Below are 19,345 nucleotides of genomic sequence, written 5' to 3'. Positions count from 1 at the left end.
AACAAATTTACCGGTGCCATTATTTACTATTTTTAGTTACACTTTCACTACTTGAATCTTTTTAAAAGAGTATAAGATGCAGCTTAGCCGCAAAGCATGGAATAATGTTTTAATCTTCTCTATGTTATTGATGATCTTCTTTTTTAATGGTCTTCATAAAAAGCTTAACAGTGTGCCTGAGCAGCCCAGCATACAAACTCTTTTGCCTGCGCAAAGTTTTATTCTTGCTCTGAGCTTTCCTGAGCAAAAAGTTGAAAGAATAGGTACGGCGTGGCGAAGTCTGCTTCTGCTCGAAAATCCAACCAGCAGCGAATGGTCTGCAAATCAAGAAAACATCGTTAAACTTATAAATGATTGGCAAGGCGCAGAGTTAAGTGTGAGCGAGGTATCCCCTGCAAAATTAACTCAGCCAATAACAGTTGCAACGCTTTGGTTAGCAGGCGAGCAATTACCCTGGCTTTATCAGTTGTACAGCGCACCACAAGGTTATTATTTGTTAGATAAAAGTACGCAACGGGTATTTTTGATTGATGCAAATAAAGCCCAACAGTTATTTGTAAGTTTTGAATTTTTACCGAGTGAGTCTAACTAGTATGCCTGAGTTACCTGAAGTTGAAGTGAGCCGAATGGGGATAACTCCCCATATTTTGCAACAAACCGTGGTTAAGGTGAATATTCACAACCCGAACATGCGCTGGCCAGTGCCTGACGAAGTGTACCAACTAGCTAACCTTCCTGTTGTTGCTGTTGAGCGCAGGGCGAAATATTTACTGCTTATCTGTGAGCTTGGTAGCGTGATTTTGCATTTAGGTATGTCAGGGAATTTACGGGTTGTTGATAAAGCAGAACCACTTAAAAAGCATGACCATATTGAGTTTATTTTTGAAAATGGAAAAGCACTTAGGTTAAACGATCCAAGACGATTTGGTTGTTGCTTATGGCAAGCCCCAAAAGAATGTCATACATTATTGAGTAAACTTGGCCCTGAGCCACTAACAGATGAATTTACAGCTAAACGTGTGTATGAACAATCACGCAACAAAAAAACGGCGGTTAAGCAATTTATAATGGACAATGCTGTAGTGGTGGGAGTGGGGAATATTTACGCCAATGAATCTCTATTTAAAGCGGGCATTCACCCAAAACGTGAAGCAGGTAAAGTATCTTTAGCGCGTTATCAAAAATTAGTGCCTATTATTAAAGAGACTTTAGCGTCAGCAATCACTCAAGGTGGCACCACATTAAAAGATTTTGCCCAAAGTGATGGTAAACCAGGTTACTTTGCTCAGCAGTTACTTGTGTATGGCCGTAAAGGTGAGCCTTGTTTTGTGTGCCATAAGGAGTTAACCGAAATCCGTTTAGGACAACGTAGCACGATATTTTGCAGCAAGTGCCAACGTTCATAGCAAAAATATACTGTCGATAAAACGTAATACTAATTAAAAGGGAGGCCAATATATTTTACTATGGATAGTTTATTCTCAGCATGTACCATCTTCAGTTGTACAGCTACATTCTTGCTGTCGAGCAATACCGATTAACTTATTATACTTTAGTTTAAACCACATGCTTATTACCAGTTCAGTCAATTGAGCTGGTTAATAACCTAACTCTAGATTTAATATTTTCTCACTTCCATTTTACCAATTTATCTTTTGAAATTTTCTTCAAAAATAGCAGGTTAAGTTTTCTTTTCAAGTTCTTCTGTGCTGTATTGTCATTCATCGTGGTCAAATAACTGTAGTTAAATTGAAAATCACTTGTTTTACAAATATTGCTTATTGGTTGACAAGTTGGATATATAGTAATAATGTTTTTACATACCGATTGGTAAGCTCTGGTTTTTTGTGTCAGAGCTATATCAGTATATAACCAAAGTTACTCTTAACGCGTATTTTACGAGTGTTAATTTAGCTATTTATGCGTACTCGCAAAATTGTATCGCGTGAATGAAAGTAACTTTACAGAATTCAAACAGCGACACTGCGTTAGTTTTATAAAGGTAAGTATAATTTTGTACTTACCAATAAACATACGCCAACAGATTAGGAGTTATTCATGTCTAAACCAGTCATCGGTTTTATCGGCCTAGGATTAATGGGCGGCAATATGGTCGAAAACTTACAAAATAAAGGCTATGAGCTGATTGTAATGGACCTTAATAAAGATGCTGTGGCGGCATGTGTTGCCAGAGGCGCAAAAACCACAGATAGTGCGAAGGAACTTGCTGCAGGCGCAGATATTGTCATGCTTTGTTTGACTACTTCTGCAATTGTAGAAAAAGTAGTTTACTCAGAAGACGGTATCTTAGCAGGGATTAAAGAAGGTGCAGTACTGGTTGATTTTGGTACTTCAATCCCATCTTCGACTAAGAAAATTGGTGCAGATTTAGCAAATAAAGGTGTAGGCATGATTGATGCTCCTTTAGGTAGAACTCCAGCGCACGCTAAAGATGGCCTACTAAACATTATGGCATCAGGTGATATTGATACCTTTAATAAAGTTAAGCCAGTGCTTGATGAGCAAGGCGAAAATGTTTTCCATTTAGGTGAACTTGGTGCAGGCCATACAACTAAGTTAATCAATAACTTTATGGGTATGACCACTGTGTGTGCAATGTCGCAAGCTTTTGCTGTGGCGGATCGTGCAGGTGTTGATAGACAACAATTATTCGACATCATGTCGACAGGTCCATCTAATTCACCATTTATGCAGTTTTGTAAGAATTACGCTGTAGATAACGTAAGTGACCTTGGCTTTTCAATTGCTAATGCAAATAAAGATTTAGGTTACTTCCTACAAATGGTTGCAGACTTAGGTACTGAGTCAAAGATTGCTGAAGGCTCTTCTGCAAACTTACAAGCAGCATTTGATGCTGGTATGGGTCAAGGTAACGTACCTGAGATCTTTGATTACTTTAAAAAGTTAGAAAAGTAATTGTATAAGTAAGATAACTCGGCGCTTTAGTTAACCACCGGTTTGTTATGTTTAATGAGTCGGTGGTTAAAGCACCACACACACACTTGATATTAGTTAGCTAGATTTAGCCTACTTTAAATTATGACTTTATTAATAATTGTGCAGAACAACTTTTGTCATAATATGAAGTGGTTAACCAAACATTTAATTAATGTTAACTTAATGAGGCTTTGTTCGTAGAGTGATAGCTAAAAGCAGAATTAATTCATTTTACGTGAAGACTTTTCTTAAGGATTAACTATGAAACTTAAAGGTTTACGCTGGTGGGTTATTGCGCTGATTGCGCTTGCTACCATAATTAACTACATCGACCGTCAGGCACTAAGTGTACTTTGGCCTGACATTGTTGAAGACTTATTCCCTGATAAATCAGCGTTAGAGCGAAAGCAAATTTACGCTAATATTTCAATCGTATTTGTATTTGCTTATGCATTTGGTCAAGCCATTTTTGGTAAGATATTTGACTGGGTTGGTACACGGTTTGGCTTTGTGCTTTCTATTGGTGTTTGGTCACTGGCGACAATTGCTCATGCATTCGCGCAAGGGGTTTTAAGCTTTAGTATCTTCCGCGCTATCTTAGGTGTTGCCGAGGCTGGTAACTGGCCAGGCGCAGCGAAAGGTAATGCAGAATGGTTTCCGACTAAAGAACGTGCTTTAGCGCAAGGTATATTTAACTCTGGTGCTGCTATTGGTGGCATTATAGCGATTCCACTTATCGCTTATTTAACCATTTATTTTAGCTGGCAGATGGTGTTTGTACTTGTGGGTGCAATGGGCTTTTTATGGCTTGTACCTTGGTTAGTATTGGTAAAAGCGCCACCAGGCTCTCACCCTTGGATCACTGAAGAAGAACGTGAATATATATTAACAGGCCAACGCCGCACCGCTGATCCTAATGATGCATCTTCTGCAGAAGTTGAAGAATATAACCCTTCTACAGGTGAGCTACTTTCTCGTAAAGAAAGCTGGGGTGTAATTATTGCCTCTGCTGCGATTGACCCTATTTGGTGGTTGTTTGTTTTCTGGATCCCAATTTACTTAAACGAAGTATATGGTATGGACGTCAAAGCCATTGGTATTTACGGCTGGGTGCCTTATGTAGGTGCTATGTTTGGTGCTTGGTTTGGCGGATTACTTGCGCAAAATAGGCTTAAAGCAGGTTGGAGTACTAATAAAACTCGTAAGTTAACAATTACTCTAGGCTGTTTAATCATGTTACCGGCGTTACTCGCTATGGCAAACCCTGGTGCACCAGCAATCGCTGTTATGATTATGGCTGTGATCTTATTTGGTTTTCAAACCGCAATCGGTAATGTACAAACTTTACCAAGTGATTTGTTGGGCAAAAAAGCGGTGGGTACTTTATCTGGTTTCTCAGGTATGGCTGCTAAATTGGGTGCGGTTGGCCTTACATCGTTAGTGCCAATCTTAACTGCGGGCGGTAACTATACTCCTGCATTTATTATCGGTGCTTCGTTAGCTATTATTGCGATGGCAGCAGTTTGGATATTAATTCCAAAAATAGAGCCTCTTAAAAAGCCACAATAATTAAACTGTAACTGTTAAGTTTTACCACCAAGGTGGTGAAGCTTAACAGTTAGTTACATATGGTAAGTGTGATTAATGAAAAATATTTACTTCCTAGGTGAATGCATGGTTGAGCTTAGAACGATGAACGAATCCGCTTTACATCAATCTTTTGCAGGTGACGTGTATAATTCTGCTGTGTATTTAAAAAGATGTTTTCCTGAGTTAAACGCTGCTGTAGTTACTGCAATCGGGCAAGACAAGTTAAGTGCACAAATGTTAGATCGCTTTAACAGCGAGCAGCTAGATACGCGCTTTGTATTTGCTCATGATGAAAAAGTACCTGGCATGTATTACATTGAAACTGATGAATTCGGTGAGCGTAGCTTTTCGTATTGGCGTAATGATTCAGCAGCTAAAAAGATCGTTGATTTTTTAACGACTAATATTGTTGAACAATTGTCTTCTGGAGATATGTTTTTCTTTTCAGGTATTTCACTTGCTGTGATTGAACAAGATGCACGTGAACTATTTTGGCAAAAAGTAACACAGCTTAAACAAGCTGGGGTAAAAATTGTATTTGACCCTAATTACAGAGCTCGTTTATGGCAGAGTATTGATGAAACTAAGCAACAATATGATAGTGCCTTTGCTGCTGCAGATGTTGTGTTACCTGGAGTTGAAGACTTTGAAATGTTATACGAAATTGACACTATTCAAGGTGTGATAGACTTTTGTAAGCCATATGACATTGAAGAGATCGTTGTAAAAAACGGCCCGAAATCTGTTGTAACTGTGATTAACAACGAACAATTAAGCCATACTATTTCCCCAGTTGCCTATGTTGTTGATACAACCTCTGCTGGTGATGCGTTTAATGGTGTTTACTTAGGTGCGCGTTTATCAGGCCGCGAAATAGCTGATGCAGTTAATTTAGCAGCTAAAGCTGCTGGCACGGTTATTCAACAACCGGGCGCTATTGCGCCTAAAGATGTTTTTCAACAAGCCATGGCAATTGCTGGCTTGTAGTTAGACTTTAGGTAGGGGAGCTGCTTGCTCTGCCTACCTTGTATATTTTCCTCTTTATCCTCAGCGTATTAATTTAGCTTCATAGTTATAACTAAAATAAATTCTCATATGTTACCCCCTCATTCTTCTAAGCCCTCATTTAGTCTTTTAGCTACGGTAATGAGTGATCTCTAAGCACGTGTACATGGACGTTTTGAAGTAAACCAAAAGATCCAATACAGGCTATCAATTATATTTGTATATTGTTTTACCAATTCAATCCAAAAATGAGATTGCTTTTTCTGCGTATTTAAATTTAAGTATTGAAAATAGTGACATAGCTGCAGAGCACTAAATTACAGGTAATGCATCAGTATGTGAATTAAATGTTATGTTTATTGAACGATTATACTGGTAATGGTATTTACATTGTGATTATATTACCGCTCTGGTTAACAATTTATCTTTTTAAGTAATTATTTTGGTAATAACAAATTAGCGAGTTTTGGTAATGATTGCACACATTATAATGAAAAGAACCAAGACCATGACTGTGGAGAATAAAGCCGTTATGAATTTAAAACATTTTGCACTTTGCGCCGTTGCTGCTGCGATAATGGGTTGTAATAGTGACTCAAAAGACGAAGGGAACTCATTGGGCACTATCGCTCTATCTGGCACAGCATTAATGGGTGAGACACTCAGTGCGAGTGTGAGTGATCCTGACGGTATTTCAGGTGATGTTAAATATTATTGGTATGCTGATAATGAACTCATTGTAGGCGCAAATAGTACAACATTTACCTTAACAGATGCACAAGTTGGTATGAGCATTACTGCACAAGCGAGCTACACTGATGACGGCGGTATTAATGAGTCACATATAAGTGATCCAACTGATGATGTTGCAGCTGTAGCTTTTGATGCAACGGTGTCCATTTCAGGTGATACTTTAGTTGGCTCTACGCTTACAGCGAATGTAAGTGATGAAAACGGTTTTGACAGTGAAATAGTTGTGTATGAATGGTATGCCGATAGCCTACTTATAGAGGGTGAGATTCAATCAGAATTACAACTTACTGAAGCGCAGTATGGCACGATGATTAGGGTTAAAGCTTTATTCGAAGATGCGAGAGGTTTTGATGAATCCCCTATCTCTGCGGCTACTTCAGCTGTAGAACGTGTTAACACTGAAGGCATGGTTAGTATTAGTGGGGTTCCTACTGTAGGCAAAACGTTGAGTGCTGAGATAACTGATGTTGATGGCGCAACGGGTACTATTACTTATCAATGGTTTGCTGACTCAGTTGCTCTTACTGGTGAAACGGCGAGTGAATTTGTAGTTAAGCAAGCACAGCTAGGTCAAGTAATCACAGTACAAGTTATTTATACCGACGATAATGGCTTTGCAGAAGATAATCTTTCAGAACCTACTCAAGCCGTGACAGATGAGGCTATTAATATTAATGGTAGTATCATTATTACAGGTGATATACCTCGTCTTGAAAACACCTTGTTAACAGCTCAGCTTGATGAACAAAATGGTGTTGATGAAACCAGCATTACTTACACTTGGTTAGCAGATGGCGTTGAAATTGCAGATACAAATAGCAATACTTTTACACCGACTGATTATGCCGGAGCGACTATTTCAGTCAAGGCAATATATACCGATAATGATGGTTTTGACGAGATCGTAACAGGTGTACTTGATGGTACTGTTTACACACAAATCATTAGCGACTCTACAGAACTTTCAAATGCGCTTACAAGTGGTTTAGTTGAAGGGTCAGTATTAGGGTTGAACTCTGCGGTATACAGCGACCTACCAGATATCTTACTAACAAATGCTGTAACGATACGTGCAGTGGAAGGTGAGACTCCTATTTTCTCGGGTGAATCATGTATTCATGTGGCAAGCGGAGTTGATGGTGCAGGAATTTCAGGTGTTACATTTAAAAACTTAAATACTAAAGCGGATTCTTTTTGCGAAAACGAAGAAGAAGCCATCGTATATTCTGAAGGTGATAACTTCGTTTTCTCTCACAATACAATGGACGGTGATGTTGCCGCCAGTGAAATACGCGAAGAAACACATCATTGGATTGTATTAAAAGGTAAAGGCGCACTAGTTGAGCGTAATACTTTTTCTAATCGTAATAATGCGGTTAAAGGGTCTGTAATTAAAATGGCCTCTTCAAGTACTGATCATACAGTGCAATACAATCTATTCAGCAACAGTGAAAATCCTAACTATGGCGAATCAAGTTTATTATTATTAAATGTAGGTAGTACTACAGGTTCTGATGCCGCAGATAATTCTAATTTTAAGGTTCAATATAATCGTATTGATAACTTCGCCACAGGTCGTCGTTTGATGCGTGTACAAACTTCAAGTGCGACGATTCAAGGTAATACGATTATAAATGCCAATGGTGGTATCTCGTTAGAAGACGGAGGCTTTAATACCGTTAGTGATAACATCATAATTCGCACTACCAATATCAACGATACGAGCGATCGACCAAGTGGTGTAATTATGACGCCATTAGGGCATACCGTTACAAATAATTATATAGCAGGCTCACGTGCCTCAAATAAAGAAGCGGGTGGTATTGTTTTCTCTGCAAACCCTTTCTCACAAGCAACGGGTGGCTTGCCTAATAGTGGTAACCAAGCGGTACTAGATGCGGCGGGTGATTTTACTTTAAATGTTAGTAACAACACTGTTTTAAACTCTATTCAACCTATCGTATTTAGTACTGAAATTGGCTCTAAAGCACGTGTTGGTGATTGTGATGAACTGACCGCAGCAGATGATCCAGTATTATATGGATTAACTAAAAACTTTTTCAAAATTAACTTCGACGCGAACCTAATTGCAAATGGTGTGGGTGTTGATGATACAGATGAGTCGGATGATGACATTTCTGATGCATTAATTAATGGCTACTTTTTAGCAAATGGTGACAGTAGTTCAGCACATGCTTTTGAATACGATTGTGACTTAATTAACCATGAAGAATCTTTATTTTCAAATAACTATGGTTTCACTGTGAGCTACGCCTCAGGTGATGTTGAAGATGAAGACTGGGTAGATATCAGAAAATTAAATGGCAATGGCGAATTTGATTCTCAAGGTGCGGTTGACCAAGCGCCAGCTGAAAATGGCAAAGAAGTACCTGAATTAATCATTGCTACAGAGGCAAATACGTTGACAGTGACAGACCCTAGTGGCGCTCAAGCGATTGCTGGTGCAAAAGGCCTGCACTATATCCAAGCCTCTGAAGTTGGAGCTGGTTCTACTTGGACAGTAGAGCAAGAGTAACCTCATAAATAATTTTGTATTGCTAAATAGGTAGCGAACGCTACCTTTATAATAACAACGGAGATCTCGACATGTCGTTGACAACAGAACACACAATAGCAAATGGAGCGCAAAAAGAAGCGCAAAATCAATTTGCACTTCGTCCAGTTGCTAAGCTTGTTAAAGCAACTATTTTTGCAGGTATGGCAGGTTCATTTACTTTGACTGCTAATGCTCAAGAAGCACCTCAAAATGCTGAAGTTGAAGATGATAATATTGAAATTATTAGCGTTACAGGTTCACGTAGAACCATTCAAGATCAAATCGCAATCAAGCGTGAAGCAACCACGGTTGTAGATGGCTTATCTGCGGAAGATATTGGTGATTTACCAGCGCTATCAATTGGTGAGGCACTTGAATCTATCACAGGTGCGGCTTCGCATCGTGAAAATGGTGGTGCAACTGAAATTACTATTCGTGGTTTGGGCCCGTTTCTAAGTGCTACGCATATTAACGGCCGTGAAGCGACTAACGGCAGTGGTGACCGCTCGGTTAACTTCTCTCAGTTTCCTTCAGAGTTAGTTAAAAAGATCGCGATTTATAAAACGCAAGATGCATCGATGATTGAAGGTGGTGTAGCGGGTGTTATCGCTCTTGAAACGGTACAGCCGCTTGATTATGGTAAGCAGCGTATTCAAGGTGAAGTTAAAGTAAACTATAACCCAGATGAAAGTAATGTTGATAACTCATTACAAAGTGATGTTGGTTTTCGTGGTACCTTTAGTTATTTAGATCAATTTGAATTTGATAATGGTCAAGCTTTAGGTGTGTCTTTTGGTGTGCAACGTCAAGATATTAGCCAGCCAGAAGCGGAATACCGTAGCTCTAGCCCTACAGGTTCTTCATTGTGGGCATGCTTAAATGATCCAAGTAACACTAATGAAGGCTTTTATCGCTATGAACCTACAGGATCGATTAAGGATTGTGAAGATCAAGTAAGTGGTAGCACTAACCAAGGTTACGATACCGAAATTGACTCAGATACTGGTAAAGCAATTAGTGATGGCACACCTTACGCGTGGACTGGCAGTAGTAGAAGTTTTCGTCAAAATGAAACTTCAGATGAACGTGATGCATTGTTTGTCGCTTTTCAATATCAGCCATCTGATGCATGGGATATTAATCTAGATATTCAACTATCAGATCGTATACAGCAAGAAGCACGACACGACTTAATTTTCTTACAAAAAGGAGTGACTCGAGGCATAACGGGTCCTTCACTCGTGACCAATCAAGCAGGTGGAATTTTACACTGGGAAGGTCAAGAACGCATTGAGTCTGCTGGCGAGCAATTCTCTCGAGAAGAAAACTACAAAGGTTACGGTTTAAACGTTGAGTATCATGCAACAGACAGACTAACATTAGATTTTGATGTTTCTTACTCACAAACTAAGCGTGAAGAAATTCAAATTTCTAACCGGGGTAGAACCGCCGATCGTCCTTTCTTTAGTTGGGATATGGGGGAAAGCATTCCTCATTTCACGTTAACAGATTTTGATGTGACAGATATTACAAATTATACCGACAGCTTGCGTACACGTATTGACCGTGAAAACGTACGTGATAATGAAGTGATAGGTGCGCGTGTAGACTTTGACTATGCACTTGAAGGTGATGTATTTACCAGTATTCAAGGTGGCGTGAGAATGTCTGAGTTATCATTTATTCAGTATGGTGGTTTGCAAGGTAATGGTTCTCGTACTGAGTACACACTTGATGAAACGACGACTGCAGCGCTTGATGTGTTACAAGGGTGTCAAATAGACTTCCCTGAGTCAGGGTTCTTATCGAGCGTATCAGATGGCGACATTATTACCCAAGTGGACAGTAGCGGAAATGTAGTGGATAGTGGCACCGGTTCATCTTGGGCAACATACGACAATGTATGCTTCTCACAAGCGCTTGCAGCTTCTAATGGTGGTGAATTTGCCTACCCTGAACTGGAGTACGCGAATGCAGGCACGAAAGATGTTACCGAAGAAACAACCTCAGTTTACTTAATGGCGAATTACGATACAGAAATGTTCGGTAAGTTTATTCGCGGTAATTTTGGTGTGCGTGTCGTTGATACTGATGTAACGTCAATAGGCTTTAGAAACACTTTTGAAGTAGTTGCTGATGAGTTAGGTATATTGAGTGTTGTGCCCGGTGAATCACTAGAGAAAATCGAAGGTGGCGGTGGTTACACTGAAGTGTTACCAAGCTTTAACTTAGTAGTAGATTACAGCGAAGACATCTTATTTCGTGGTGGTATTTTCCGTGGTATGTCGCGTGCTGATCCAAGTGATATGAGCTATAGCCGTACATTCCAAACCGATGATAATGCAGCACCAACTACGGTTGAAGACTTATTTGTTGGTGTTAACGGTTCAGGCAACCCTGATACTAAACCATTAATGTCGTGGAACTACGATATCGCAGCTGAATGGTATCCTAATGAAGATGCTATTGTATCGCTTGGTTTTTACTACAAGCAATTCCAAGGTGGTTTCCAGCAACAAACGGTATTAGAAGAGTTTGTAATTGATGGAGATAGCTACCTATTACCAATCACTAACTCCGTAACAACGGATGAAAAAAGCGATATATTTGGTCTAGAGACTTCAATTGCTTATCGTTGGGACACAGGAATTGGTGTGAAATTTGGCTATAACTATGCTGATACAGATTACGAGTTTGAAGATAGTAACTATGGCGATACTTTCATCACTGATGTTGATGGCAACACTACCCAGTTAACAGAGGGAATTGTTGAGCCAGGCTCTGTTCCAGGCTTCTCTGAGCATGTATTCAGTGGTCAACTTTATTATCAAATTGGCGACTTTGATACGGCGGTTATTTATAAATACCGTAGTGAGTATTTCCAACCATATACAAGCAATGGTACCCGTTTACGTTATGTAGATGCGGTTGGTGTATGGGAAATGAGAGCGTCATACAAAGTTAATAGCCACGTTAAGGTTAAAGTTGAAGCAATTAACTTATTTAGTGAGCCTAAATCACAAGATTACTATACTGAGGGTAACTTAGGGGAAGTGAATAGCTACGGCCCACGCTTATTTGCCGGTGTATCGTTTAAGTTCTAAGGTACATGTCAAAATAAAAGGCGGGATTTACTCTCGCCTTTTTTAATTTTAAAACTTTAATAGATTACTCGCGTTATAAATACTCGAACACTTTTATAACTCGTTCAACACCAGATACGTTACGCGCAACATCTACTGCAGTATTGGCTTCTGCATCTGTTACTAAGCCCATTAAGAATACTTCGCTGTTTTCAGTAATCACCTTAATATTGTTACTACTGATATTCTCAGTGGTGAGTAGTTGGGTTTTCACTTTAGAGGTGAGCCATGAGTCATGGGTTTTTGTACTCATGCTGATATTTGAGCCAATACGAATTTGATTATGAATTTTACGAATGCCATCTATTTTCTCTATAGCAATCTGTGCTTCATTTTTCATTTCTTGATTGGTAACTTGACCAATTAACAGCACAATTCCATTAACGCTAATTGCGTTTAGATTGGCGTGATCTTTTAAGCGCTCTACGTCGTTAATAGCAATACCGCTTTTAATTTCAATGTTGTTATCGTCAATTTGTGAGCCAAGCGTGCGGCGATCGTTTGCGGCTGTGACTGCGCCTGCAGTACCAGCGACAACAGCAGCTGCGCAGCCTTGTAATAATAAAACGGTTCCCATAACAATAAGTGATTGCTTGAACATTAACTTTCTTCCTGTGGAAATAGGGTTAAATCGATTAGCCCACTTAAACAATGGAGGTTGACCAAGTGAGACTCGATGATACGGCTAGGTCGTTTAGAAGGTACGCGGATTTCTACATCATTAGCGCCAAGTAGGCCAACTAATTCTCCACCATCATCGCCAACCATTACTATGACCTTCATGTCTTTTGTAAGTGCTGCTTCCACTGCTGAAATTATATTTTTTTCGTTGCCGTTGCTTGCCATCACCAGTAATAAATCACCTTGTTGAGCAAACGCACGAATTTGACGTGCAAATGTTTCGTGATCATCTGTGTGGTTACTTTGCCCTAAATTAATATTTTCTTGCGATAGGGCTATTGCAGGTAGGCAAGGGCGCTCGGTTTCATAAAAGTTGATTAGTACACCAGCCATATGTTGAGCTAGCATGTGGCAGCTTGCGGTACCACAACAAATCAACTTATTACCATTAATAAGGCTTTGTGCAATGGTAAAAGCGGCGGCTTCTAACGCGCTTGGTAGTACCTCACCAGCGGCGATTTGCACTTGAATGCTTTCTGTAAAAATCTCTTTTATAGTATCTTGCATATTAAAATACGTTTTTTATCCAATTAAGTTGTTGTGCTTTGTCGCCAGTAATAGCGACAAAGTCGATTCTTAGCGCTTGATTTTTTAGCTTTTTAGCTGCTAAATAATGATAGATAGTGCGCTTTAAACGTTGTTGCTTCTGTTTTCCTAGCGCATGCATTGCACCGCCTTTGATACTACTTGCACGAAACTTTACTTCTATAAATACAAGTGTATCACCGTCACGCATTATTACATCAAGCTCTCCATAGGGGCAGTTATAGTTACGCTCTATGGGTGTTAACCCTTGCTGCTGTAAATACTTTTGCGCTTGAAGCTCATAGTATTGACCTTTTTCTCGACTATTTTGCCATAATTGTTTGAACCACGACATGACACGTCCTTGTCTGTTGGTAATTATTCACTTGTAGCTGTTTGCATAAATAAAGGTACTGGCGCTTGGGTTTTTAATTGCACAGGCTTAATTTGTTTATTTTTATATTGTGCCCATTTAAGCTGACGATTAATTTGGCCATCACTAGCGATGCTTAATTGACCCGTTAATCCGGTATATTGCTTACCTGGGATCATGCTCAGTTGCGTAATATCACTTAGCATAGCCACAGAGTCATAGGCCATGGCAAATAAGCGTTGGCTGATATCGGCTTGCTCTGGCCATAGAGAATTATATTGTTGGCGCAAGGCTTGGTTAGATACTTGACCGCTAAGCATCCAAGGTAGCTCAGTAAAATATAAGCCGTCTAAATCACCTTTGTCGGTTCTATCGATTTGTTTACTATGACTCTTAGAGCTCGCGTAAAGAGGTATGCGCTCTACAAAGGTACTTACGTTAACATCTAAGTAAGGCTTAATTAAACGGGTTTCTATGGCGTCGCCCAAAATATAAATAACGTCGATATCTCTGCGTGAGCGGGTTTCACTCTCAACTTCTTGCTTAAATAACGATTTAACAGTTGCAATGCGCTCTTTTGATTTATCAACTTCGAGTAAACCTGCGATTGTTTTTGGCATATCCTTTTTACTGCTATACAGTCCTACTTGTGGCTTTGTTTCACTATAGCGTTGCCACTGCATATTAAAAAAATCAACTAAGCGTTGTCCGGCACTGCTATTTGGCGCAAGAATCATAGGCTTTTGGTAACCTTGAGTTAAAAAGTGCTCAAGAGCTTGTTGTACTTCGTGCTCAGGATTTAAAGCAAAAAAGAAGTGTTGGCCTGAGACGCGCTGTCCTTCAAAAGAATTTAAATGCAAAACAGGGTAGTTCACTAAGGTTCGATTATTCGCTAGTTTATCAATGTTTGCTTTGAGTAGTGGGCCAATAACAAAGTTAGGTTTTAATTCTGCGAGCTTAGTTTCTAGCTCTGTGGTCGTCAGCATTTCATCAAGAAAAACTGTTTCGGTGATATTACTGTTATCGAGTGCCCCAAGCACTCCTGCTTTTAATGCATCGCCTAAGCGTTCATTAGCCCCAGATTGAGGTAGTAGCACCACTAGCCGCTCAATATTAACAGGCTCTATCGCGATTAATTCAGCTGCTCTTTTAGGGAGTACTGCCATTGCGGGGTGAGTCGGGTAGCGGCGCTGCCAATTATTGATTGCCTGATCTAACTCAACCGGTGCACCTAAATAAACTTGATGGTATAAAGCCAGGTTTACCCAACCTTGCTGTACCACAGAGCCACGATTAAAACGCTCTAATGCGTAAGATGAAAGTTGTTGTAGATTTTGCCAAAGTGCTTTATTAAGCTCAGGGATAGTTAAATTATTTTTACTGGCAGCCTCTGATGCTCTAAAAAAATACGGTGCAGCTTGTTTAGGTAATTTTTGTGATGAGTAGATGCTGGCCGTTAAATATTGGTGCCAAGCAAAATGCTCAGGTTGCGTTAACTGGTTATTTAAAGTGGCTAGCATTTCCAGCGCTAAGGTGTTTTTACCCTGCTGCTTTTGTGCAAATGCGGTGTAGAGTTTATTTTGCACCTGATCAACCGTTGGGGTTTGCTCAAGCTCAGTACATATTTGTTCTAGCAGTGGCCAACGTTGCTCTTCGATAGCTGCGTCACGCGCGCTATAAAGCAGCTGAATTTTATCTGCACCTTGGCGATTTAACGCAAGTTGGTACATTGATTGTGCATCAGTCGCTTGAATTTGTGACGTACTATTAGCTGAACTGAGGTTTTCAGTGGTTTTAGTCTGTTTTTCGGTTGTACTACAAGCCGATAACCCTGACAATATGATTAATAGACTAACAAGTTTAAGTCGCACAATGATTTCCCAATACGTTAACGCGATTTGCTTATATTACTGACTGACGCAGGAGACCTCAATGTTAAATGAGGAGAATTCAGATAAAATCGGCACTCTTTACATCGTTGCCACCCCAATTGGCAATTTTGACGACTTAAGTCAGCGTGCAATCGCGACATTATCGCAGGTTGACTTAATCGCTGCTGAAGACACTCGCCATACAGGTAAGTTGCTCAGTCACTTTGGTATTAAAGCAAAAACCTTTGCTTTACATGATCATAATGAAAAGCAAAAAGCGCAGCAAATAATTGACCAGTTGAACCAAGGATTAAATATAGCACTTGTTTCAGACGCTGGTACTCCCTTAATTAGCGACCCTGGTTATGCCGTTGTTAATTTATGTCGTGAGCAAGGGGCTCATGTAACACCGGTACCGGGTGCGTGTGCAGCAATTACTGCGGTATGCTGTTCAGGCTTACCGACCGATCGCTTTCAATTTATTGGTTTTACTCCAGCGAAAAGTAAAGCTCGCCAAGACTTCTTCATTGAAGCCGTTAATTCAGGCATTACCAGTATAATGTACGAAAGTACGCACCGTATTATGGCTAGTCTTGATGATTTAGAAAGCGCCCTTGGTAGCGAACAACAGGTGGTTTTTGCTAAAGAACTAACCAAAACGTTTGAAACCTTTTTTAATGGCACGGTAACTGAGTTAAAACAGTTTTTAACGGATGATCCAACTAAACAACGTGGTGAAATTGTTTTAATGCTACCGGGCAAACCTAAGGTGGTAGATGATATTCCGCCAGAAGCGCGTAAAATGTTAGCCTTACTTGAGAGTGAAATGCCGATGAAAAAAGCCTGCGGTATCGTGGCCGATTACTTTGGTATGAAAAAAAACGCCCTGTATAAAACAATTATTGACGAAAAAGGCTAATTCTTTACTGCACAGAGCATCAAGCTCAGGTATACTGCGCGCCGAGTCAGCCAAGATAATCGCTGCCTGCAACGAAAATGCGCAGGGGGAGGAAAGTCCGGGCTCCACAGGGCAGAGTGCCAGCTAACGGCTGGGGGGCGTGAGCCCACGACAAGTGCAGCAGAGAGGAGACCGCCAACTTCGGTTGGTAAGGGTGAAAGGGTGCGGTAAGAGCGCACCGGGCCGCTAGTAATAGTCGGTTGCAAGGTAAACTCCACTCGGAGCAAGACCAAATAGGGTTCCTTATGGCGTGGCCCACGTTGGAACCGGGTAGGTTGCTTGAGCCATAGAGCGATTTATGGCCTAGACGAATGATTATCGCTTTCTTAGGAAAGAACAGAACCCGGCTTATAGGCTGACTCACTCATTCAACAAAAAAGCCCGCAGTTAACGCTGCGGGCTTTTTTGTGTTTGTAGCTTTTTAAAGCTCAAACGGGGCGACGCCAATGGCTTTTATTTTATAGCCGACTTGGGCGATGTCGCCGCTCCATGTTTCTGTGCTGATGATGCCGGTGACTACAATCGCATCATATAAGCTTTCGATTGGTACGCCGCCTTTGATGGTGACATGAACAATTTGATTAGGTGGCGGTGGTGGTACGTGAATACAAGCACCAAAATATGGTACCAGTAAAAACTCGGTGATGACTTCGCTATCACCTTCAAGTGGTACCACAAAACCTGGTAAACTCACTGATTGGCCATCAAGTTCTTTAACGACTGGCGCATCAAGGTCGGGTTGCACCCAGTTTTGCTCACTGCCTTCATGGCTTGCTTGATCTTGAGTGTCAATTTGCACATGCCCTTGGGGGATCAGGTCTTCCCAAAATATTTCTTTTGGCGCATTAGCATGAGCTAAAAAGCTTACTGCTAAGCTAATAATAACTAAGCTCACAAAGCTAAGTTTTTGAATGTACTGCATGGTGTTCCTCTTAAATTTTAATGCTCATGCCATCGGTCAGTGAATAGAAATAAGCACGCGTTGCGGGAATAAGGCCAACGATAAAACCTGCCGCCATAATAGCGCCGATCAACACTAGTTCATAGTGGGAGAGCATACTGATTGTGACTGATATGCCCCCGTGGCTTTGTAAAAAACCTGCGGCGATACTCATCAAGCCATAAAATAAACCGCACCCCAATAGGCAACCAAACAATGTGATAAGGAGTGATTCTATACTAATAAGCGAGAACAAGTGCCAAGGTCTGGCACCTACTGAACGTAAAATTGCCAGTTCACGACGGCGTTGGTTTAAGCTGGCTAAAAGTGTTGTTAACATGCCAAGCAGGCTTACTAATACCACAATTGATGAAAATAACAGTAGGATTTTTTCGACTATTGAGAGCATTTCCCACAGCTCGCGCAATGTTACGCCGGGCATAATAGCTAGTAGTGCTTCTGGTTTATATTGATTAATATTACGGCGCACTTGCAAGGTATATAAAGGCGAGTCAAAGCCCATTAAAAAGGCCGTAATTTGTTTTGGCTCTCCGGTTAGGTTTTCATTATGCTGCTCATGCTCATGCTCATGCTCATGCTCATGCTCATGCTCATGCTCATGCTCATGCTCATGCTCATGCTCAGAGTGACCCCCACCGTGAATTAGCTCGATGGCAGCAAGCGGAATGTGCAAGGTTTTATCAACCGGTGTGCCTGTGGCTTTTAAAATACCGACTACGGTAAATGGGTCTTCATCGTGATGATGAAAGCTGGTATTACCCATGCCATGTGAAATAATCACTTTATCGCCAAGCTGATAGTTTAGTTTACTAGAGATTTCACTGCCTATCACCACTTCGTTTAAATGGCTAAATGCAGTGCCTTGGGTAAAAGTTAGCGGCTGTTTTTTTCCGTATTTGTAGTGTGTAAAGTAATCTAAGCTGGTGCCAAGCACGGCTTGGCCTTTATGACTGTCACCAAGGGATAAGGGAATTGTCCACGCTACGCCGCGTTGTTGCTTGATAAATAGATAACTCTGCCAGCTTACGCCATTGTTTGTGTGGCCAATACGAAACACAGACGACAGCAGTAATTGAATATCGCCAGTGCGGGCGCCAACAATTAAATCTGTGCCTGATATTGTATTGCTAAAACTACTTTTTGCATCAACGCGTACACGTTCAATACTCAGCAGTAGCATCACGCTAATGGCAATGGTAAACAGGGTTAAAAATGCACTGCCACGGCGGTTCAGTAAGCTTTTATAAGCAAGCTTTATCAATATCATATTACTTGCTCCGTAATATCACTTAGGCTGATTGAGCGATTAAACAGTGATTGTAGGCTTTCATCATGGCTGACAAATACCAAGGTACTTCCGGCTATACTGGCCTGAGCAAATAACAGCTCAATAAATGCTGTGCGGTTATTAGCATCCAGTGCAGAGGTCGGTTCATCGGCAATAATGAGCTCTGGACTGCCAATAAAAGCGCGTGCGGCAGCAACTCGCTGCTGTTGGCCAATACTTAAATTTGCTGCGTTTTGCTGGTGGTGTTCAGTTGTGAGGCCAAGCGCAGTTAATAACCGTGCGGCTTCTTGCTCTAAAGAGGCACTTTGTTGTAGCGCCTTTTTTTGGCGTGGCTTTGAAAATTGGCAACCTAGCATCACGTTTTCAAGTGGTGATAGGTAAGGCAGTAAATTAAAATTCTGAAAAATATAGCCTATATGATCAGAGCGAAAAACATCACGTTTGCGGTTACTCAGGGCTGCTAAATCAGTATTTAATAGTTTTACGGTACCTGAGTTGGCAGTATTGATCCCAGCAAGCAATGATAATAAGGTTGATTTACCAGAGCCGCTCGGCCCATGTAAAAAAACATGTTCGCCATCTGCAATGTTTAATGCCGGTATGCTAAGCGTGGGCTTTGCTTGTTGCTTGTGCCATTTGAAAAGCACATTGTTAAGTGTGATCATAAAAACCTATATAATTA

The 19,345-nt window shown here is 40.7% G+C and carries 15 protein-coding genes and 1 other RNA gene; 9 read left to right on the top strand and 7 right to left on the bottom strand.

Going from position 1 to position 19,345, the window contains the following annotated elements:
* Positions 1-76 precede the first annotated feature (76 nt).
* The 7 genes from B5G52_RS12995 (at position 77) to B5G52_RS12965 (ending at position 11,967) form a co-directional block, all read left to right on the top strand.
* Positions 77-592 (top strand): hypothetical protein, encoded by a 516-nt coding sequence (locus B5G52_RS12995; protein ID WP_087533076.1) that lies wholly within the window; start codon positions 77-79, stop codon positions 590-592.
* 1 nt (position 593) lies between these two features.
* Complete coding sequence (gene mutM / locus B5G52_RS12990; protein WP_087533075.1) at positions 594-1,406, top strand: bifunctional DNA-formamidopyrimidine glycosylase/DNA-(apurinic or apyrimidinic site) lyase; 813 nt, start codon at positions 594-596, stop codon at positions 1,404-1,406.
* Positions 1,407-2,058: 652 nt separating this feature from the next.
* Positions 2,059-2,937, top strand: coding sequence for an NAD(P)-dependent oxidoreductase (locus B5G52_RS12985; RefSeq protein WP_087533074.1), 879 nt, complete (start codon positions 2,059-2,061; stop codon positions 2,935-2,937).
* 282 nt (positions 2,938-3,219) lie between these two features.
* Positions 3,220-4,527: an MFS transporter gene (locus tag B5G52_RS12980; protein ID WP_087533073.1), complete on the top strand. Its 1,308-nt coding sequence runs from the start codon at positions 3,220-3,222 to the stop codon at positions 4,525-4,527.
* A 75-nt stretch (positions 4,528-4,602) separates the two neighbouring features.
* Complete coding sequence (locus tag B5G52_RS12975) at positions 4,603-5,535, top strand: sugar kinase (protein WP_087533072.1); 933 nt, start codon at positions 4,603-4,605, stop codon at positions 5,533-5,535.
* Between the two features lie 550 nt (positions 5,536-6,085).
* Positions 6,086-8,842, top strand: coding sequence for a poly(beta-D-mannuronate) lyase (locus tag B5G52_RS12970; protein ID WP_087533156.1), 2,757 nt, complete (start codon positions 6,086-6,088; stop codon positions 8,840-8,842).
* A 71-nt stretch (positions 8,843-8,913) separates the two neighbouring features.
* Entirely contained in the window at positions 8,914-11,967 is a 3,054-nt protein-coding gene (locus B5G52_RS12965) for a TonB-dependent receptor (protein WP_087533071.1), read from the top strand.
* Positions 11,968-12,040: 73 nt separating this feature from the next.
* On the opposite strand, the gene dolP is transcribed toward B5G52_RS12965, so the two are convergent.
* The 4 genes from dolP to B5G52_RS12945 are packed head-to-tail and all read right to left on the bottom strand — an operon-like array spanning position 12,041 to position 15,456.
* Positions 12,041-12,607, bottom strand: a complete 567-nt coding sequence (gene dolP, locus B5G52_RS12960; protein WP_087533070.1) for a division/outer membrane stress-associated lipid-binding lipoprotein — start codon at positions 12,605-12,607, stop codon at positions 12,041-12,043.
* Positions 12,607-13,194 (bottom strand): SIS domain-containing protein, encoded by a 588-nt coding sequence (locus B5G52_RS12955; RefSeq protein ID WP_087533069.1) that lies wholly within the window; start codon positions 13,192-13,194, stop codon positions 12,607-12,609. Before B5G52_RS12955 ends, dolP begins: the two co-directional genes overlap by 1 nt.
* Position 13,195: 1 nt before the next feature.
* The gene (locus tag B5G52_RS12950; protein ID WP_087533068.1) at positions 13,196-13,567 is read right to left on the bottom strand and encodes a YraN family protein; all 372 of its coding nucleotides are present in this window, start codon (positions 13,565-13,567) and stop codon (positions 13,196-13,198) included.
* Between the two features lie 23 nt (positions 13,568-13,590).
* Complete coding sequence (locus B5G52_RS12945) at positions 13,591-15,456, bottom strand: penicillin-binding protein activator (protein WP_087533067.1); 1,866 nt, start codon at positions 15,454-15,456, stop codon at positions 13,591-13,593.
* A gap of 61 nt (positions 15,457-15,517) precedes the next feature.
* Between B5G52_RS12945 and rsmI the strand changes: the two genes are divergently transcribed.
* Together rsmI and rnpB are read left to right on the top strand one after the other, a co-directional pair.
* Positions 15,518-16,375: a 16S rRNA (cytidine(1402)-2'-O)-methyltransferase gene (rsmI, locus tag B5G52_RS12940; protein ID WP_087533066.1), complete on the top strand. Its 858-nt coding sequence runs from the start codon at positions 15,518-15,520 to the stop codon at positions 16,373-16,375.
* Between the two features lie 42 nt (positions 16,376-16,417).
* Positions 16,418-16,781, top strand: an RNA gene (gene rnpB / locus B5G52_RS12935) — RNase P RNA component class A.
* A gap of 54 nt (positions 16,782-16,835) precedes the next feature.
* Here the strand turns inward: rnpB and B5G52_RS12930 are convergent.
* The 3 genes from B5G52_RS12930 to B5G52_RS12920 are packed head-to-tail and all read right to left on the bottom strand — an operon-like array spanning position 16,836 to position 19,328.
* Complete coding sequence (locus B5G52_RS12930) at positions 16,836-17,336, bottom strand: DUF3299 domain-containing protein (RefSeq protein WP_087533065.1); 501 nt, start codon at positions 17,334-17,336, stop codon at positions 16,836-16,838.
* Between the two features lie 10 nt (positions 17,337-17,346).
* Positions 17,347-18,642, bottom strand: a complete 1,296-nt coding sequence (locus tag B5G52_RS12925) for an ABC transporter permease (RefSeq protein WP_087533064.1) — start codon at positions 18,640-18,642, stop codon at positions 17,347-17,349.
* Entirely contained in the window at positions 18,639-19,328 is a 690-nt protein-coding gene (locus tag B5G52_RS12920; RefSeq protein WP_087533063.1) for an ABC transporter ATP-binding protein, read from the bottom strand. Before B5G52_RS12920 ends, B5G52_RS12925 begins: the two co-directional genes overlap by 4 nt.
* Positions 19,329-19,345: the final 17 nt, after the last annotated feature.

The organism is Pseudoalteromonas sp. A601 (genome assembly GCF_002165575.1).
Taxonomy (GTDB): Bacteria; Pseudomonadota; Gammaproteobacteria; order Enterobacterales; family Alteromonadaceae; genus Pseudoalteromonas.
The sequence above is the reverse complement of the archived record's forward strand: the minus strand, read 5'-3'. Positions and strand labels throughout refer to the sequence as shown.